General features: G+C 47.5%; 12 protein-coding genes. 8 read left to right on the forward strand and 4 right to left on the reverse strand.

Annotated features, from left to right (window positions below):
* Positions 1-25 precede the first annotated feature (25 nt).
* The 6 genes from MHN33_RS04795 to MHN33_RS04820 all read left to right on the forward strand — a co-directional run bounded on the left by MHN33_RS04795 (position 26) and on the right by MHN33_RS04820 (position 7,547).
* On the forward strand, positions 26-1,231 hold the full coding sequence (locus MHN33_RS04795; RefSeq protein WP_239396448.1) for an EAL domain-containing response regulator: 1,206 nt from the start codon (positions 26-28) through the stop codon (positions 1,229-1,231).
* Complete coding sequence (locus MHN33_RS04800; protein ID WP_239396450.1) at positions 1,228-1,587, forward strand: response regulator; 360 nt, start codon at positions 1,228-1,230, stop codon at positions 1,585-1,587. The genes MHN33_RS04795 and MHN33_RS04800 overlap by 4 nt, the downstream gene beginning before the upstream one ends.
* A gap of 47 nt (positions 1,588-1,634) precedes the next feature.
* Positions 1,635-2,855, forward strand: a complete 1,221-nt coding sequence (locus tag MHN33_RS04805; protein ID WP_239396452.1) for a response regulator — start codon at positions 1,635-1,637, stop codon at positions 2,853-2,855.
* An 83-nt stretch (positions 2,856-2,938) separates the two neighbouring features.
* Complete coding sequence (locus MHN33_RS04810; protein WP_239396454.1) at positions 2,939-5,092, forward strand: DUF6351 family protein; 2,154 nt, start codon at positions 2,939-2,941, stop codon at positions 5,090-5,092.
* A gap of 360 nt (positions 5,093-5,452) precedes the next feature.
* Positions 5,453-5,809 (forward strand): gamma-glutamylcyclotransferase family protein, encoded by a 357-nt coding sequence (locus MHN33_RS04815; RefSeq protein ID WP_239396456.1) that lies wholly within the window; start codon positions 5,453-5,455, stop codon positions 5,807-5,809.
* A gap of 196 nt (positions 5,810-6,005) precedes the next feature.
* Complete coding sequence (locus MHN33_RS04820) at positions 6,006-7,547, forward strand: M20/M25/M40 family metallo-hydrolase (RefSeq protein ID WP_239396458.1); 1,542 nt, start codon at positions 6,006-6,008, stop codon at positions 7,545-7,547.
* 57 nt (positions 7,548-7,604) lie between these two features.
* On the opposite strand, the gene MHN33_RS04825 is transcribed toward MHN33_RS04820, so the two are convergent.
* Both MHN33_RS04825 and MHN33_RS04830 read right to left on the reverse strand, forming a co-directional pair.
* On the reverse strand, positions 7,605-9,845 hold the full coding sequence (locus MHN33_RS04825; protein ID WP_239396460.1) for a M14 family zinc carboxypeptidase: 2,241 nt from the start codon (positions 9,843-9,845) through the stop codon (positions 7,605-7,607).
* A 332-nt stretch (positions 9,846-10,177) separates the two neighbouring features.
* Positions 10,178-11,182, reverse strand: a complete 1,005-nt coding sequence (locus tag MHN33_RS04830) for a prolyl oligopeptidase family serine peptidase (RefSeq protein WP_239396462.1) — start codon at positions 11,180-11,182, stop codon at positions 10,178-10,180.
* A 301-nt stretch (positions 11,183-11,483) separates the two neighbouring features.
* Here MHN33_RS04830 and MHN33_RS04835 point away from each other — a divergent pair, with 301 nt between their 5' ends.
* Positions 11,484-12,245: a hypothetical protein gene (locus MHN33_RS04835; RefSeq protein ID WP_239396464.1), complete on the forward strand. Its 762-nt coding sequence runs from the start codon at positions 11,484-11,486 to the stop codon at positions 12,243-12,245.
* 148 nt (positions 12,246-12,393) lie between these two features.
* Positions 12,394-13,137 (forward strand): transporter substrate-binding domain-containing protein, encoded by a 744-nt coding sequence (locus tag MHN33_RS04840; RefSeq protein ID WP_239396466.1) that lies wholly within the window; start codon positions 12,394-12,396, stop codon positions 13,135-13,137.
* Here the strand turns inward: MHN33_RS04840 and MHN33_RS04845 are convergent.
* On the reverse strand, positions 13,130-14,068 hold the full coding sequence (locus tag MHN33_RS04845) for a class I SAM-dependent methyltransferase (protein ID WP_239396468.1): 939 nt from the start codon (positions 14,066-14,068) through the stop codon (positions 13,130-13,132). The genes MHN33_RS04840 and MHN33_RS04845 overlap by 8 nt on opposite strands.
* Positions 14,069-14,187: 119 nt before the next feature.
* A complete protein-coding gene (locus tag MHN33_RS04850) occupies positions 14,188-17,883 on the reverse strand; it encodes a hypothetical protein (RefSeq protein WP_239396470.1) in 3,696 nt (1,231 codons plus the stop codon).
* Between the last annotated feature and the right edge of the window lie 5 nt (positions 17,884-17,888).

Raw genomic sequence — 17,888 nt, forward strand, 5'->3', positions numbered from 1 at the left:
AAAACGCAGGGTCATAAAAGGCAAGATGAATAATCTGATCAGAGTAATTGCAATTGATGACAACCAGTTGATTATTACCCAACTGGAATTGTTACTACAACAAGTTGCCCGGGACGTCGACTATCATGGCTTTACCGCAGGCCGTCATGCTTTGGACTCCGGGCTATGCGACTCCGCGTCGCTGATTTTTTTAGATCTGAACATGCCTGAAATAGACGGGATAGAATTACTGCGTATTTTTGCCGATGCCAAACTGACAACGCCGATAGTGCTACTCAGTGGCGAAGACAAAGACGTACTCGAAACCGCCAGCAATTTGGGCACAATGCATAATCTCAATATAATTTCCAACATAGATAAACCCGTGTCTTTGCCACGATTGAAAGCTCTGCTTGAATGCCTGGACCAACACCACAGAGCCTCACCCATTCTGCCAGACAAGCATTATAACGCCAGTGATATCCGGATTGGTCTGGACCGGCAGCAATTTAAAGCTCACTACCAGCCCAAAGTATCGCTGGAATCGCTTAGTGTAATTGGCATGGAGATACTGGCACGCTGGTATCACCCTTTTGATGGCATCATATCGCCCGGCGAGTTCATTCCTCAACTGGAACGCGCCGGTCATTCGGCGGAACTCTCGCTGCAGCTATTAACGCAAACCCTGGTACTCTACAATAAACACTATGAACGGGTTAAATCTCTCAATTTCAGCCTTAATCTCAGCGCTGGAGCCCTGTATGACATTGAACTGCCTAACAAGCTCGCCACTTTGTGTGACCAGCACTCAGTGCCGCGCAAGCAGATCATTCTGGAGATCACCGAAAGTCAGTTACTGGATAACCTCCCCCGTACACTGGAAGTGTTATTGCGTTTTAGATTAAAGGGCTTTGCGCTGTCAATTGACGACTTTGGTACGGGGTTTTCAAGCTTTACCCAGCTCAACCAAGTGCCCTTCAGTGAGCTCAAAATTGACCGTAGCTTTGTCCAGAACTGCGATACAGATAGCAAAAAACAAGCGATTGTCTCTGCTACATCTGATTTAGCAAAAAAATTGTCGCTCAAGACCGTTGCCGAAGGCATAGAACATGCGGGTGAGCTAAACTACTTACGTATGTGTGGCATTGATGTCGCACAAGGCTTTTTGTTTGCTAAGCCCCTGGCCACTGATGCCTTGTTGAACTGGCTGGAACACCATTTAAACAAACCTCTGGCGGAGTGGGGAACATGAGCCAAAGTGCTATCCTCATAGACGATAACTCGTTATTTCTTAAGCTACTGAGCAGTCAGCTAACCTCGTTGGGGGTTACTGTGTCGCAGGCAAGAGATAAGCAGGAGCTACTGGCACACCTCGAATCTAACTGGTATGACTGGGCATTTATTGATGCGCACCTGGAAGACGGCGAATGTGGGCTGCAACTGGCCAATGTACTGATAGAGCAGCAATCACACCATGACCGACTCTGCACTTTGGTTGGGATGTCGGGCGATGAGATTTGTGCCAGTCGCTATGCCAGTGCAGGTATCAATAAGCATTTTGTAAAACCAATAACTTTGCAACAACTCAGAGCGCTGCTCTGTCCGTAAGTGATATAGCAACGAGGTAACAATCATGTTCCGGGAAGTCGAGTACAATGACAGAAAATAGCCCCAATCACGCACAACGTCGGCCTCAGGTCATTATTATTTGCGACAAAACCGACGAACTAACCGGCGTGATAGAGATTATTGAAGCCCATACCGACGCCTATCGCACTGTATTTCACTGGGAAGAAACGGCAGAACTCATAGTAGAAACTAACCCGTCTATTATTATCATGGCAAAAAATGATGTTGCCGGCAGTATTGAGACCTATACTGAGTTATCGAAACAAGGCCTGCTCAATTATCCACACAAAAACATTTTGTTATGCGAAAACAAAGAATCGGGCATTGCATTTAAATGTTGCATGAAGGACATCTTCAGCGACTACTTTGTACACAAACCCATGTACGAAAACTACCGTTTCAGAATGATCTTGCACAATGCATTAAATGAAGTGTCAGGCAGCAAAAAAAGTGCAGAGCTTCAGGAGGCGCATTTTGGCAAAATGGATAATCAACTGCGGGTACTCATTGATGACGTTGCACAGCACAGGTGCAAAACCGAAGATAATTTTGCACAGACACGGGATAAAATTGCGCAGCAGCAGGGCCACAATGACGTGCAACGACAAATGTTTGAGCAGCTCAAAGAACAACATATTAACCCTTTAATTACGCAGCTGGAACACCAGCTCACTACCAGTGTGGAATTACTCAAATCTCAGCTCAAAGATAAACAGGTCTCTCTGGCAGAGTTGTCTGCATTGCTGACCGAAAGGCGTGTCCCTCGTAGTGTATCGGCAGCTCAGACTCCCCCCACCGAAACAGCGCCCTCTGCACCTCCTAAACCGGCATCACCAGCTGCACACACGCCCCCCGAAATCCCCAAAAAAATGCGTATTTTGGTGGTTGAAGACAATGAAATATATCGCGAAATGCTGCTTAGAATACTTCGAGAAGAAGACCATATTACCGAATACGCCACAACCGGTCTTGAAGCCGTGAAGCTCTTGAGGAAGAAGAAATTTGATATGGTGTTTATGGATCTGTTTATGCCTGAACTGGATGGCTATAACACCACTAAGAACATACGGACCTTCAAACACTGTAAAACACTCCCCATTATCGCCCTGTCCACGAACCGCAACAAAGAACTGATCCGTAAATGGGCAAGCCTGGGCCTGATGGGATACATCACTAAGCCCTCGACCAAACTGGCCATTCTTAAAGCCATCGATAAAGTTCAGGGTAGTTACAACCCCGCTCACTGAAATAACAAATAAACAACAATGCTTTTGACGCTTTCGCCCTACACTTATTAATATGAGTGACGGTTATCACAGCAGAGGTTGTTATGGGTAAAAAAGCGGGCGTCATTTTTCTTTTAACCTTGCTCTTTGGAGCAATTCTTGTTGCAGTCTTCCAGTATTACCCTCACCAAGATGAGGCGGGCACACGACAGATCACTGCGATTGCACAGCCTGCTGCTAACCCATTATTGCGCTTTACGCCGCATGTGTCCCAAGTTCCGAGACCACCAGAGTCATTTGATTTTCCCATTGCACTGGGTGCAACGGGCCCGGTCAACAACCTTTACTCAGGTCCTAACCAGTATCCTTTTTTCTGTATGACTCAGGAGTCGGAACTTGGACAGCCTCTGGTAGACAATCAGCAAGGCCTGGGAGTACCGGTATTTCAGGGTGAGCAAATAGTGGGGTACAGCAAAGACTGCTCCTTGCCCTCACAATTATTTTATTTCACTTTGGTAGAGCAAGACGGAAGTTTCTCAGCTGTCAGGCTTGATGAATATACTGCCCGCTCACATCATTCTTCACCATTGTTCAGGGTGGAACAAGGCACCATAAATCGCTTTATTTACACTTTAGTCATGCCAATTTCTAATCAGGAAGTTGGAGACAGGCATGGTCAGTCTCAGTGGAATAAAAAGCTCATCTATCAATTTAATGGCGGCTCAGGGATTGGTTACAGGCAGGGCCGACAAAAGGCCTCCCGGGTAATGACACGTCAGGCACAACAGTTGCTCGATGGCTATGCGGTAATCAGCTCCAGTGGCAACAAAACCAGCTACACCTACAATATGCTGCTGGCAGAAGATACCGCAAGACGCGTTAAGCAGCAGTTTGTCAGCCTCTATGGCGCTCCCCTTTATACGGTGGGCATTGGAGGCTCCGGTGGTGGCCTTGCGCAATATCTGATTGGGCAAAATAGCAAAGGGATCCTGGATGGACTGATCCCCCTTTACAGCTACCCGGATATGATCACACAAACAACCTATGCATTAGATTGTGACTTGCTGAATAACTACTTTACTTTCCGTTCTGATAATCCAAAAGCCTGGCGAGACTGGGAGCGCAGAAGGCAAATAGAGGGCCTTAACGCAATTAATGAATTTCCACAGAAAGCGGGGTTTTTACAGCCTCTGAATCAACTCATGGCCGGGTTTGTCCCTTCATTTCCTGATGGCAACAGTGAGTGTATTAATGGTTATTTTGGCTTGTCTGCGTTTATCAATAACCCCAGACAGGGCTTTTTACGACCCTTTTTTTCTGATCAAGTCGTTACGCAAACGCGCTGGAGTTACTGGCAGGATCTCAAACATATCTTTGGTACAGACGAACAAGGTTTTGGCAGAAGCACCTGGGACAATGTAGGCGTGCAATATGGATTGAATGCGCTGCGTGAGGGACAGATTACCTTTGCTGAATTTGTTCACATTAATCACCACATTGGTGGCTGGAAACCTCAACCTGAGATGCGTCAGGAAGAAATTGCCTTACCGCTTGGCACCCGTGTCCCGATATGGCTCACTTTGTGGGGCAACCATAATATAACCAAGGCATCAGAGGGCCCGGCAGCCAGACATCAGGGTTCAATACAAGCCATGGAACTGGCATATCGTGCCGGGCAGGTATTCATAGGTAAAGTCGATTTACCCATAATTGATGCCCGCCACTATCTGGAAAACGAGCTGGATATGCACCATATGTCAGCCTCTTTTTACAGCCGTGTGAGGATTGCGCAACATAAGGGACACAGCGACAATCACGTGATCTGGGTTGCACATAAAGATCACAACCCTACAACGGCAGCCTTTGCCGCTATGGATGACTGGCTGCGCGCTATGAAACATAATCCGCAGTTAAGCGCTACAGCTGCAAAACCCGCTTCATTGCAGGATACCTGCTTTAACCAGGACGGCAGTATTTACGCTGCCGGCTCGGACGTTTTTGACGGACAATGGAACAACAAGCCTCTGGGTCAGTGCCAGAGCCGCTTTCCAATGTTTAGCACAAGCCGTATTCAGGCCGGCGGAGGCTGGGGTGGCGACATGTTCAAATGCCCGCTCGTCAGCGTTGAAACAGCCATACAAAGAGGCTGGTATTTACCATTTGATGCTCGCCCTCATCTGGATACCCTCAGGGCAACTTTTCCACAGGGCGTCTGTGATTACGAAGGCCGTGACCTTGGCAGGCCCGGTGACTTATAACGGAGCTTATACCAATTTCACTAAATACCTGTTCAATTTGACGGAGCAAATATGACGCTAACAGCGTTAAAAACTTCTCATTTAGAACCTTATACCTTAGACATAGGTTCACAAATTTTTGCCTCGCCTACATGGACGTAGGTGCCTCAGTGATAGCAGGACGCGGGAGCAGTGTTATCGACCCTATTTTCTCGCCTCAAAATAGAACATTTAATTAAGCAAATTGGTATTAACCATGCAACTGCTGGGGTCCTGCGGGCCCGCATTGGGGTTGTCGCCAAATGAAAGTAAATTGGTATAACCTCTTTACGACAACGCTGCGTTGCACTAAGGTGAAAAATAAACATGCAAGGAAATCCTATGGAAGCACTTTTCTCTTATGGCACATTACAACAGTCTCAGGTTCAGCTGGATAACTTTGGTCGCTTACTCGATGGTGACGCAGACAGCCTGGTTGGATATCGGCTTGGACAGATCAAAATTACCGATACGGAGGTACTGAAAAGTAGTGGCAAGGCGTACCATCCAATCCTCATCCATACCGCAAACCCCGACGATGAAGTAGCGGGCACTGTATTCATGATCACGGAGCTGGAGTTAATACGTGCTGACCGCTATGAAGTTGCGGATTATGTCAGACAGGCAGCCATTCTGAAATCTGGAAAAACCTGCTGGATCTATGCCGCCAGTGACAGCGCAACCCTGGTGGTAGATTAACCAACCTAAGACAAACTAACTCTATATCAATTTCCTCTTTGTTTCTGGTAAGTTGTTAGTTCAAATCCGGATAACCTCAGCTTATCTCGATGTTGCCTGCTCAACGGGTTATTTAACGCACTACAGCGATATATGGTCTCTAATTGCTTTCCTATCTATCTCGTTACGTTAATACTGATGAAAAAGGATTGTAAAAATGATAAAACACTTGGCCGTTATGCGCCTGACTCCAATACTGCTTATCGGCAGTGCTTTCAACGCCCCTTTAATACAAGCAAATAACGCGCTGACGGCAGCACAAATCCATCAACAAGTTAAACGCAATACACCACACGCTATCACACTGTATCGTGAGCTTCTGGGCTTGCCAAATGATGCAAACTATCCAAATGATATTGAAAAGCTTTCGGCCTGGTTAACACAGGCTTTCAGGGACCGGGCGTTTAAAGTAGAGAAGCTAAAAATGTCGGGCAGCCCAATTGTCTATGCTGAACGTTTAGTACCTGGCGCAAAAAAAACGGTACTGGTTTATCTGCAAGCGGATGGCCAGCCGGTTGACCGTTCAGCCTGGGATCAACCCAACCCCTATAAAGCAGAGTTAAAGCACCTTGTAAATGGTCAATGGAAGTCACAGCCATGGCCCGATCCAGTACAGGCTCTGGATCCCGACTGGCGTATATTTGCACGTTCCGCTGCCGACTCGAAAGGCCCAATCGCTCAGTTTCTTACAGCACTGGACATTTTGGATAATCAACAAGCTTCACCCGAATACAACCTAAAGATCATCATGGATACAGAGGAGGAACAAGGTTCACCCAACTTGCCCCAAGCCATCAAAACCCATAAAGACAAGCTCAGTGCCGATTTACTGCTAATATTCGACGGTCCGCCACATCAGACCAATAAACCAACAATCACCATGGGCGCACGTGGCATAGCCACTATTCAGCTCATTACATATGGCCCTCACAAGCCTCAACACAGTGGCCATTACGGCAACTATGCCCCAAATCCAGCTTTACACCTTGCTCAGATTTTGGGCTCAATGAAGTCTCAGCAAGGCAAAGTACTTATCCGTGGTTTTTATGACGGGGTTTCACTGTCTGCTCAACTCAAAGCACAGCTGGCGACCGTTCCGGATGATGAAGCGCAAATCATGAAACAGTTGGGCTTTTCGCAAGCCGATGCGGTAGCTAGCAGTTTGCAAGAATCCATTCAATACCCCTCTTTAAATATCAGGGGAATGAGCAGTGCCTGGGTCGGCAAGCAGGCCAGAACAATTGTGCCTGCAACGGCAACGGCTGCAATGGATATTCGCCTGGTAAAAGAGTCGGATGCCAGTCATTTGATAAAGCTTGTTAGACAGCATATTGAGAAACTGGGTTACTATGTCATAGACAGGCCTCCAACTGATACTGAACGGGCGCAATACCCATACATTGTGAGTATGACATCACGAGAAATATACGGAGCGTTTCGCAGTGAACCCGACTCTGCTGCGGGTCAAATGGCAATCCAGGGAATCACGAAACTACTTGGAGAATCCCCCATTGTACTGCGCTCAGGCGGTGGCTCTATTCCCATTGCGCCAATAGTGGATACGCTGAACATTCCAGCGGCGATCGTTGCCAGTGTCAATAGTGACAATAATCAACATAGTCCTAATGAAAACCTGAGGATCGGACACTTTATAGAGGGGATTGCTATCATTACTTCGGTACTTAATGAAAAACTGTGAGCGACCAGAATAAATCGGGTTAAAAGCGCGCTGACGCGCGCTCAGGTCAGCGGCTGGTTACTTCGTCTCTGTGATCGTTATCGTCTGCCATGTCTCATTAAATTCATTGTCATTGTCTATCACGACAAACGCAATGGTGTACTCACCTGGCGCCGGGAAGGTGTGCACCGCCTTTTCTGCGCCCGGTAAGTAGGGTGCACTCAGGCCCATACGCCAGAGGCGTTGAACAATGTCTCCATCCGGATCATATGAGGCTGAGGAATCAAATTCACACGTCAACCCGGTACATTGATAGCTAAATTGCGCAACCGGTGGACGTACACCATCCAGCTCCAGCTGCACCGTTTTGGTATCGCGATAACCGTGGCTGTCATCAACCGTCAAGGTGAGTTGATAGTTGCCCGCAAGACCATATTCTATCTCGACCTGCTCACCATGGAACACGCCTAAGAAACGGTCACCGGCCAAAACCCACCTGTAGGTCAGCGCATCCCGATCATCCTGGGTTACAGAGCCATCAAAACCGCAAATACCTTTTCGACAATCAGCGGTATAATCGGCCACAGGGGCAACATTGCCAGGCATCGCGTCGTTGTCGATGGTCAGAAACTTCGCATATTTAGGGCCCCACTGACCAGAAGCATCTTGCGCCCGAAGCGTCAGAGTATAGCGACCCTTACGCCAGCGATGTGTGTCTAATGTATAATTGATTGATTCACTTACTGTGTCAAACACACCATCCGCGGCGGGCAATAAAATACGCTGCTTTACACGCTTCCCCTTTCTCTTAATGATCAGCTCAACTTTGCGAATTGCCTCACTTGGTGGCAGCTGTCCTATCAAAGAACGACCAAAAAGATCATCAGCAACATCTGCAATTATCTGCACTGGCGTGCCGGCAGGTATCGCTTCATCTCCCGCCCCTTGTATGCGCAGGTCATTGATCTGTGGCCCGGCTGGCATCTTATACGGACGCTTTGCAACTTTCGCAGCATATATCAGTGCATTCAGGTTGTTCGGAAAGATCTCCCCCTCATAATTGGCGCAACTTTCAAAGAAGGAATTGCCCAGTTCAAAGGTAAATGATGCAACCCCCAGCTGTCCGTACACATACCCATCCGCAGATCCACCGGTTCTGAATACCTCTTTGGTCTGAAACGCCGTATAACCATTGTAAGCCGCCATTCTGTGTCCCATCATAGAGAGCTGCTGCGCATTGGGGCTGGGAGTCAGCTCACTGGACCAGGGCCACATCACAAAGCGGCTGAAGCTATGCAGGTCCAAAAAGACCCCCTGGGTATTGAGTGGCGCAGGGTCAGTCAGCAAGTCTCCACGGCGGTCCTTAAACAGGCCGTGGAGATAGGCCTGAATCGCTTGTGTTTCTGGCTCCGATGCGGCGCTGGGCCCATGATAAGTTGCTGCACACTGGTCGTCTGTCGAGCCACCAATGGGGGAAGCCCAGGCGAAATCAAAGTTACGGTTAAGATCAACACCTCGCAAAGTGTCATCCAGTGCACAGTATGCCGTGTTGGTGTTTTTACGCCACAATTGCCCCTGCTCTGCCAGCACACGTCCATCCGGATTTGCTATGAGCAAGATGTGGATCTCGCGTTGGTCCATGATCCAGTTGATATCAGCATTGGTCTCGCGATTTTCAAGCAAGTACTTGGCAAACTTCAGGGTAGTTGCTCCTGGCGTATACTCCCGGGCGTGCAGTGCCCCCTGCATATACAGTGCCGGACGCTTGCGCCATTTGTTCTTCTTTTTATTTTTCAAAACCAATACCGTTAGATCATGACCACCCAGCCCCTGACTTTTCTCCCAGGATGGCCCTATGTGCTTTAGCTCCACGAAATCAGGATAGGTTTGCGCCAGTGCCTGCGCCATTTGATGCGTTTCTGTCAAAGTCGGGTAACACGGAAAGTTTGGTATACCCGACTCGGGTGATGCACTTTGATTACGCCCCTGCATTGGCATGTCTGCCAGTGACCTGGTGTCTGGAAAAGTGCGTGCGCGTGTTGTTAAAAAAATCAGTGCCCCCGCCTCATGTAATTCTGCAAACTCTGCTTGATTTAATGTAAGCACCAGATAATTGTCTTTTACATCCAGAAGTGCATCATGATAACGAGTCAGATATTCGACTTTTTGCGCTTCACTTGCGAACGCTAACTGATAGGTGGATAACGTATGTTCTGAAACAGCCAAAGGCTGTGAGCTGGTTATTTCAGAGGGGCTATGTGCAGTGGCCGACAGGCTTATGGCACTCAATAGGAGCGTACCCAGTACATTTCTTTTCATAGTGTTTCCTTCTCTTTGTTGATGAGTGTCTAACGTTCCGCTCAAACCTAAATTCCTTGTTAAATAAGTTGAGGCAACCCCCAAGTGTAAACATACTGAAATATTAAAAAGCTCATTTATTATACGGTTAGTGCCATTGTCTTATTCTGCTGACTAGGATCCGGATTCATCCCAGCATTAAAAAGAGCAACGGTCCTGTCAGCGGGTGAGTCATTTTGATTGTGGGAGAGATCCTGCCCGTTGCTTTTTGAAATTTAGAAAATTTCAATGAAGAGAAAGTAGAGTTCAGGGCAGACCACAAGTCTCCCCTGTGTGTGCAGCTTTGGTGTACCTTATAAATGTGTGTGAAACCACTCAGAAAGTTCAGCAAAGACGGCTTGTTTATTTAGCGCTAAACTATGGTTGTCTGCTTTATAAACAACCAGTTTATTTGGGATTTTCTCGCTCTCCAGAGCCTTTGAAAAGCGGATTGAATTTTCCACTGACACGCGTTTGTCAAGCTCGCCATGTATCAATAAAACGGGTACATTTTTTGGCAACTCACCTACCCAGTTGATCACCGATCGCTTGGCCAGCAGAGCCTCTTTAGCTGTATGGTAGTTTGGCATTCTTTTGCTATAGACTCTTTCCATCTCGGGCCGCAACGCCAGCTCTTTGTTTAAATCTACAACTCCTGCTATGGTAGCGACGGCTTTTATACCTGACATTTTTTTCGTTGCCAGGTGTGTTTGCATTGCACCCCGACTGGCGCCAAGCATACCAACCCGGTGCGCATCAGCTCCTTCAATCTGGGGCAGAATATCCATCAGTGCGATGACGTCATTCACATCCTGGCCTCCGAACTCATCAAGGTTATCCTCCTGGGTAAACGTGCCCCGATATTGGCTCCCGATAATTACAAACCCCTCTTTGGCCAGTGGAAACAGGTTTGCCATCATGCTACCAAAAACAACGGCGCCATAGTTACCATTGCCACCGCGGTTATAGATAATAACAGGTAGTTTTTCATTTAACTGTTTGGGCTTTATGACATACCCGGCAACGATCTGATCATCTACATTATAAGTAAAGGTATGACATGACAGGTTTTGTTGAAATTCGTTGAAATCAGCCTCTGGAAACCGAGCCATAAAGCCGGTTAGCCGCTTTTTCACCCTGTGCTCATCTGACCCGCTTGCAGCAAATCGTTTTTCCATAAACCCCACCCAGCTAGCGTAATCTGAGAAGCCTCCCCTAAAGCAATTACTAACCTTATCAATGCCCGGTTTGATGGGCTGCTGTGCGCTCACGGCACAGGTCATCAACAAACCAAGCGCTATATATATCAATTTAGACACACTACCACTCCTGCGGCTGAATTATTCTTATATTACGCTATTGTATTTTCGAAAAAACAGCTACCTTTTGCAAAAAAAGCATCGTAAACACAATGCATTAATCAAGGCTTAATATGTTCACTATTCGTGTAAAAAATTACACCTGCTAAGGCTCACCAACGCTTCAGTATCCGCTCAGAAATACCGAACCGTTTGTTTTAAAAATCAGATTGTTTGTTTAAAAATGTAAATCACCATTTTTTATTCTGCTGTTCGTGATTAGAATGGGGCCTGTTATGACTCCAACCTGTAAGGGAAGACAATGAATACTTTACGATTTTCTATGATTGCGCTGGCGTGCTCTGCTCTGCTTGCTTGCTCAACCGAAACGACTAACTCCGAGAATGTTAAAACAGAGGCCATCTGGTCTAAAATTTATGTGACAACCACGGGTGAAACATCACGAGTGATTGCCGAACTCAATATTGATGGCCCAACTGGCAACAATATCAGGCTCACTGCCAATGATAAGCTTGTGGCAAAGGCTGCTAATATCAGCCAAGTTATGAGCGAAGACGAAGAACTATTTGACGTAGACTATCGCGCAATTTTTGATGTTACCTCAGGTGGCACCCAGTTTACCGTAGATTTTACCAGAGCGTCTGAAAATAAAACTCTGACTACAACCATGAAGTTACCTCGTCCTTTCGACATTATCACCCCACAAAAAAACCAGTCCTATTCGGTGAATGACGAGCTAACACTTTCCTGGACCCCAGGTACAGAAGATGACACTGAATTTGAGAGCAAACTCACAATTGAGTGTAAGAAAAACGACGGTGACAGTATTTTCGTGTATGTGAATAACGAGCAGCTGACCGATGATGGCACTCAGGTTATCAACTTGAGCACCATCGAAGAGTTGAAAGATACTGCTATCAACACTCGTCAGGAGTGTAGTGCTGAATTTTATCTTGCCCGTACCCGCCCGGGAAGCGTTGACCCAGGCTATGCAAGCGGTAGCTCTGCAAAAGCGGTTCAGGAACGTTACTCTGATAAGTTTGAAATTCGTCTGAGAAACTAATGCCAATATTGCGTGCGGCCTAACACAGTCGCACGCTGTTCTCAGCTCAATGAATACGTCCCCTTATCAGGTGGTCTGAGGTGCTGAACTGGATTTTTGTTCAGAAACACGGCAAACTGCGGTTTTTTAGGCTGTTTGCCGAGTGTCTATGCGTTTTGCGTTTTTGTTCGTCTTTTTTGTTGCTTTGATACCCTTTTCCGGCCATACCACCGTCATCCGTTTTGTTGCAGAGGATCTGCCTCCCTATCATTACCTCGACAAACACGGAAAACCCGCGGGCGCCTTAGTTGAGATAGCACAGCAATTACTCAAACAAACCAGATTACAGGGCCATATAGAAATCATGCCTATGGCCCGCGCACTGCATGAAATGCAGGCAAGAGATAATACCTTGCTGTTATCCTGGCTAAAGACCCCTGAACGTGCCAAGAAGTATCGCTTTTTGGGTGTGATGTGTCATGCTCAGGCTTACTTAATTGGCCTGAAAGAGCGCACTTTTTCCTTACAGGATTTAGAGAGTGCCAGACAACATCGCGTTAGCACCATTCGCGGATACTATAGTGAGCGATTTTTACGTGCCGCAGGATTTTCAGAAGACCATGAACTGGTATTGGTGTCGCACTATCAAACGTTATGGCACATGCTGTTCAAGGGCCGCACTGATTTAGTCTTGACCAATGCCCAAACCATAAACAAAGAGCTCAATGCACTTGGGCTGCCTGCTGAGCAGGTTGAACGCAAGATGGTGGTGCCTGCTTTTCCCTCAGAGCTGCACCTGGCAACCAACTTAGACTTTAACCAACAACAAGCAGATCTGTTGATGAATGCCCTGGCTCATCTCAAAGAGTCGGGGAAATATCAGCAGATCCTCGCACAATGGCAACTCAATTAAGCGTTTCTTTGTTGAAAACCAGACATTTCAGGTTGCTGTCTTCATCTATGTCAGGAAATTCTGGCGGGTTTGGTAACCGAGCATCAAATTGCATTTGCGGCGCTTCTCTTGCCATTTCATCGATTAAGAATTGGGCGCTCACCTGCGGTGAGTTGACACACGCCAGTACTGTTCCCCGCTCTGTTAATAACTCCTCCAGGCGCCTTAAGATCCGCTGATAATCTTTGGTCAGCGCAAAGCTCCCCTTTTGAAAACTGGGTGGATCAATAATGATTAAATCGTAAGGTCCGAGTTTTTTTACTTTCCCCCAGGATTTAAACAGCTCATGACCAAGAAAAGTGACTTTAGTCAAATCATGCCCATTCAGCTTATGGTTGGCTTTTCCTTGCTTGAGTGCCGCTTTCGACATATCAAGATTGACGACATGATCTGCACCACCAGTCAGCGCCGCGACGGAAAAACCACAGGTATAAGAAAACAAATTCAGTATACGCTTGTCTTTAGCCTGGCTTTTCACCCATTGGCGACCCAAACGCATATCCAGAAATAACCCCATATTTTGATTTGCGCCCACAGATAAGCCAAACTTCAGGCCCTGCTCGTTAACAACAGGCATGGCAGATAACGCGCCATACACCACATCAATCGGTGCGCCACTAATATATCTGTGCTGCAGTATGACAGCCGACACCTGATCAGCCCATGTTTGGGCCGTCATTAGCGTTTGTAGCTCAGATTTAAGCGTTTCAACCCATGTCGGCTCATGCTCTTTAAACAGGGAAACAAGGATCTGTCCCTGTAACCAGTCTACCGTAACGTGTTCAAGCCCGGGAAAACAGCGCCCCCTGCCGTGGAAAAGGCGACAAACTTCATCCGGCAATGTCTGTCGGAAAAGATGGTCAATTAAGATGGAAAGTGGCTTAGAAGTCATTTACTTTGCGTATTTTTCAATATTGATCTGTATTTTACTTAGATTTCTTTGTGTGATGCAAATAACAAAAAACCCGGCTATGAAAAGCCGGGTTTTTTGTTATTTTGAGCAGTCGTCTTTTACTGTTTAACACAATACAGTCGTGCATTTAGCGTACAACTGTAATTTCTATTTGCAACCCATACGGAAGAAGTTGCTCCTGCAACCCCCGTCATAGCTCCCTCGTAGCTATATACATCGTAAGGCCTGTCACTGGTCCAGCCTCCACATGCATTCCAGTGAATCGAGTTTCCTTGAGAATTCATATTTGTCCACACACGAGCTCCCGATACATCGTTTCCTTTTTCATCATATATAATACCTGCGAGCAGGGGGGAAGCACTGGCTTTCCATAAATCCGAACCGCTATTGGCAACCAAATCTCCATTTATATTATATACACTTGCTGAGCTACTTACTTTGTCATACGACACGTTCAGTAATGCTTTATAAGTGCCCGACGGGACCTTTGACTCTGCACTATTTGCCAATGCATTACAAATACTGTCTGCACCCCTTGTTCCTCCCAGGTCACCGGTGTGCTGAGTACTTGTAACAAAGATTACATTTTTAACACTCGATGAATTACCTTTAAGTAATAAAGACCAGCGTTCGGAATCCAGAATTGGCGATTTTTCAGAGCTTGATGCTGTGATCTCCTGACTTGCTACATAGAGACTGTTGCTTAACTCCACACGTGCAACTTCACCAATGTGATAGGTATGCTCCGGTGCCCAGGCAAGCTTAGAAGGCGTAAACTTAAGCACTGATGACAGGGCTGTCAGCATATCAGCCTGATCCGCTTTACTCGCCAATGCAGTATCAACGTCACTTTGGTTTGCCTTTGCAGCCAGTGCCGTATCCACATCGCTTTGGTTTGCCTTGGCCGACAGCGCGGTATCCACATCGCTTTGGTTTGCCTTAGCAGCGAGCGCGGTATCCACATCGCGTTGGTTTGCCTTAGCAACCAGCGCGGTATCCACATCACTTTGATTTGCCTTAGCAGCCAGCGCAGTATCCACATCGCTTCGATTTGCCTTAGCAGCGAGCGCGGTATCCACATCACTTTGATTTGCCTTAGCAGCGAGCGCAGTATCCACATCGCTTCGATTTGCCTTAGCAGCGAGCGCGGTATCCACATCACCTTGATTTGCCTTAGCAGCGAGCGCGGTATCCACATCACTTTGATTTGCCTTAGCAGCGAGCGCGGTATCAACACCGCTTTGGTCTGCCTTTACAGCCAGAGCTTGATTTACTTGTGATTCCGTAACATAACTGGCCAACATTTGCGCCACATCAGAGCTGAGCGCAAACGATTCAAAATCAGGTAACTCAGTACGTTTAACAAGCTGTTCAACGTCGTAGTCCACTCCCTGAGCTAATATGGACCATGGCTGTTGTATGTTACCTTCAGAGTCGAGCGGTGGAACACCAATGACTTCCTGAGTCGCTATAAAGGCGCTGCCCATATAGTTAATCACGTCTCCTGTCAGGTACTCTGTGGTCAACAGATAACCTGCAGCAATGAAGTTAATACCCGTTGCTCCTTTAGCGACCAGCAGGTGCCAGCGCTGTGTATCTTGTTCCGGAGACACATTATCACCATCAGTTTCCACAATGGCGACTGATGCTATATATGCACTGCCCTGGAAAGTAACGACATCATCAATTTGATAACCTGATTGTGCATTCCAAACACCTCGTGCTTGTAACCCTTTTTCTCCAGGTGCGCCATCCTTACCCGGGGCACCGTCAACGCCATCTTTACCTGGAGCACCATCTTTACCTGGAGCACCATCTTTACCTGGAGCACCATCTTTACCTGGAGCACCATCTTTACCTGGAGCACCATCTTTCCCGGGCGCACCATTCTCACCAGGGGCACCGTCAACACCATCTTTACCTGGTGCGCCATCTTTACCATCCAGTCCATCTTTACCCGGCATACCTGAGCCAACGCCGGCAAACAACGATAACCAGTCGTTGGACAGTGCGGGGGCAGGGTTTACAGTGCCAGACTCCTGAGTCGCCAGAATATCTGCACGAGCAACATACGCCAGTCCTTCATGTACTACTACGTCATCCGTGCTGTAGGCTGATTCAGCTGACCACGTTCCTTTTACCGTTAGGCCCCGGTCACCCTTGTCACCCTTTTCACCTTTGTCACCCTGATCACCTTTTTCGCCGCGCTCACCTTGCTCACCTCGGTCACCTTTGTCGCCCTTTTCTCCTTTGTCACCCTGATCACCTTTTTCGCCGCGTTCGCCTTGTTCACCTCGATCACCTTTGTCACCCTGATCGCCCTTGTCACCTTTATCGCCTTTTTCGCCGCGTTCGCCGTTTTGGCCATCAATACCGTCCTGACCGTCCTGACCGTCTTTGCCATCCTTACCGTCAAGACCATCTTTACCTGGCATGCCAGATCCAACACCGGCAAACAGCGACAACCAGTCATTAGAAACAGATGGCGCATCATTGACCGAACCAGACTCCTGAGTACCACTAATATTTACCCGGGCAACATAGGCCAGTCCTTCATAAACAACAACATCATCCATGTTGTAAGCAGATTCAGAAGACCAGCTGCCTTTAATGGTCAGGCCACGATCACCTTTCTCACCTTTTTCACCTTGCTCACCTTGGTCGCCTTTTTCACCTTTTTCACCCCGGTTACCCTGGTCACCTTTCTCACCTCGATCACCTTTTTCACCTTGATCACCTTTAACACCCGGGTCCCCCTTCAAACCGGGATCTCCTTTCTCGCCTCGGTCTCCTTTCTCACCCTGGTCGCCTTTGGCACCCTGATCACCTTTCTCGCCAGTGTCTCCTTTCTCACCTCGGTCGCCTTTTTCTCCATCGACGCCATCACGACCATCCGTGCCATTTTTTCCATCAGCCCCGGCTTCACCTTGCTCGCCTTTTGCAACCAATTGCAACCATTGTGCAGCAACATCCGGCGATGGATTGGCGTCTCCCCCCGCTTCAACAGCAGCAACATCAGCAATAGCGATATAAGCACTGCCGTTAAAACTGACTAAGTCATCAACAACGTAAGCCGCAAGTTCTGTCCATGCACCTTTAACCTGGAGGCCTTTGTCTCCTTTTTCACCATCGGCACCTTGCTCACCTTTTTCGCCTTGCTCACCTTTTTCACCTTGCTCGCCTTTTTCACCTTGGTCTCCTTTTTCGCCCTTAGCCCCATCAAGGCCATTTGCACCAGGAGCGCCATCTTGGCCATCAGCGCCATCTTTACCGTCCGCGCCATCATTACCATCGACACCATCACGACCATCAGCTCCAGGCTCACCTTTCAGGCCAACTGTAGAACCAACCCACTCGCCGTTCTCATTAATCACCGGGATCCCTGCAACGGAAACTTGTGTCGCATCAACTGCACCTTGCACAGACCCTGATACTTCGGCGTAATACGCGCTGGGTACTGTATCAATACGCAACCGAGGGGACATTTCAATATCGTCACCCACTTTGATACCCAACTCCAGTTCTGTGTTTTGGAATATTGCGGCATCAATATCGTTGTTTTCCCCGAGACGGACACTATATTGACCGTCTACGACTTGAACTTCTCTGATTTCCTGCCAGAGGCTTTGTTCATTTGCATAAAGTGTAAATGTTATGGTCAGAGTATCGTTGACGACTTCTTGTGTGTTCGAGTTAGTCAACGTACCTTGGTGATTTAATTGTGCTGAAATTGCAGGCATAGATATAGCACTGGCAGCCGCAATAATTGCGGCTAACGCATTAACTTTAAACATAATTT

The sequence above is a fragment of the Pseudoalteromonas sp. OOF1S-7 genome (assembly GCF_022347765.1).
Taxonomy (GTDB): Bacteria; Pseudomonadota; Gammaproteobacteria; order Enterobacterales; family Alteromonadaceae; genus Pseudoalteromonas.

Bases quoted from the DNA above. Each gene is read 5' to 3' on its own strand.
- MHN33_RS04840 (WP_239396466.1), top strand. From the start codon at position 12,394: ATGCGTTTTGCGTTTTTGTTCGTCTTTTTTGTTGCTTTGATACCCTTT.
- MHN33_RS04820 (WP_239396458.1), top strand. From the start codon at position 6,006: ATGATAAAACACTTGGCCGTTATGCGCCTGACTCCAATACTGCTTATC.
- MHN33_RS04795 (WP_239396448.1), top strand. From the start codon at position 26: ATGAATAATCTGATCAGAGTAATTGCAATTGATGACAACCAGTTGATT.
- MHN33_RS04845 (WP_239396468.1), bottom strand. From the start codon at position 14,068: ATGACTTCTAAGCCACTTTCCATCTTAATTGACCATCTTTTCCGACAG.
- MHN33_RS04800 (WP_239396450.1), top strand. From the start codon at position 1,228: ATGAGCCAAAGTGCTATCCTCATAGACGATAACTCGTTATTTCTTAAG.
- MHN33_RS04835 (WP_239396464.1), top strand. From the start codon at position 11,484: ATGAATACTTTACGATTTTCTATGATTGCGCTGGCGTGCTCTGCTCTG.
- MHN33_RS04805 (WP_239396452.1), top strand. From the start codon at position 1,635: ATGACAGAAAATAGCCCCAATCACGCACAACGTCGGCCTCAGGTCATT.
- MHN33_RS04810 (WP_239396454.1), top strand. From the start codon at position 2,939: ATGGGTAAAAAAGCGGGCGTCATTTTTCTTTTAACCTTGCTCTTTGGA.
- MHN33_RS04825 (WP_239396460.1), bottom strand. From the start codon at position 9,845: ATGAAAAGAAATGTACTGGGTACGCTCCTATTGAGTGCCATAAGCCTG.
- MHN33_RS04815 (WP_239396456.1), top strand. From the start codon at position 5,453: ATGGAAGCACTTTTCTCTTATGGCACATTACAACAGTCTCAGGTTCAG.
- MHN33_RS04850 (WP_239396470.1), bottom strand. From the start codon at position 17,883: ATGTTTAAAGTTAATGCGTTAGCCGCAATTATTGCGGCTGCCAGTGCT.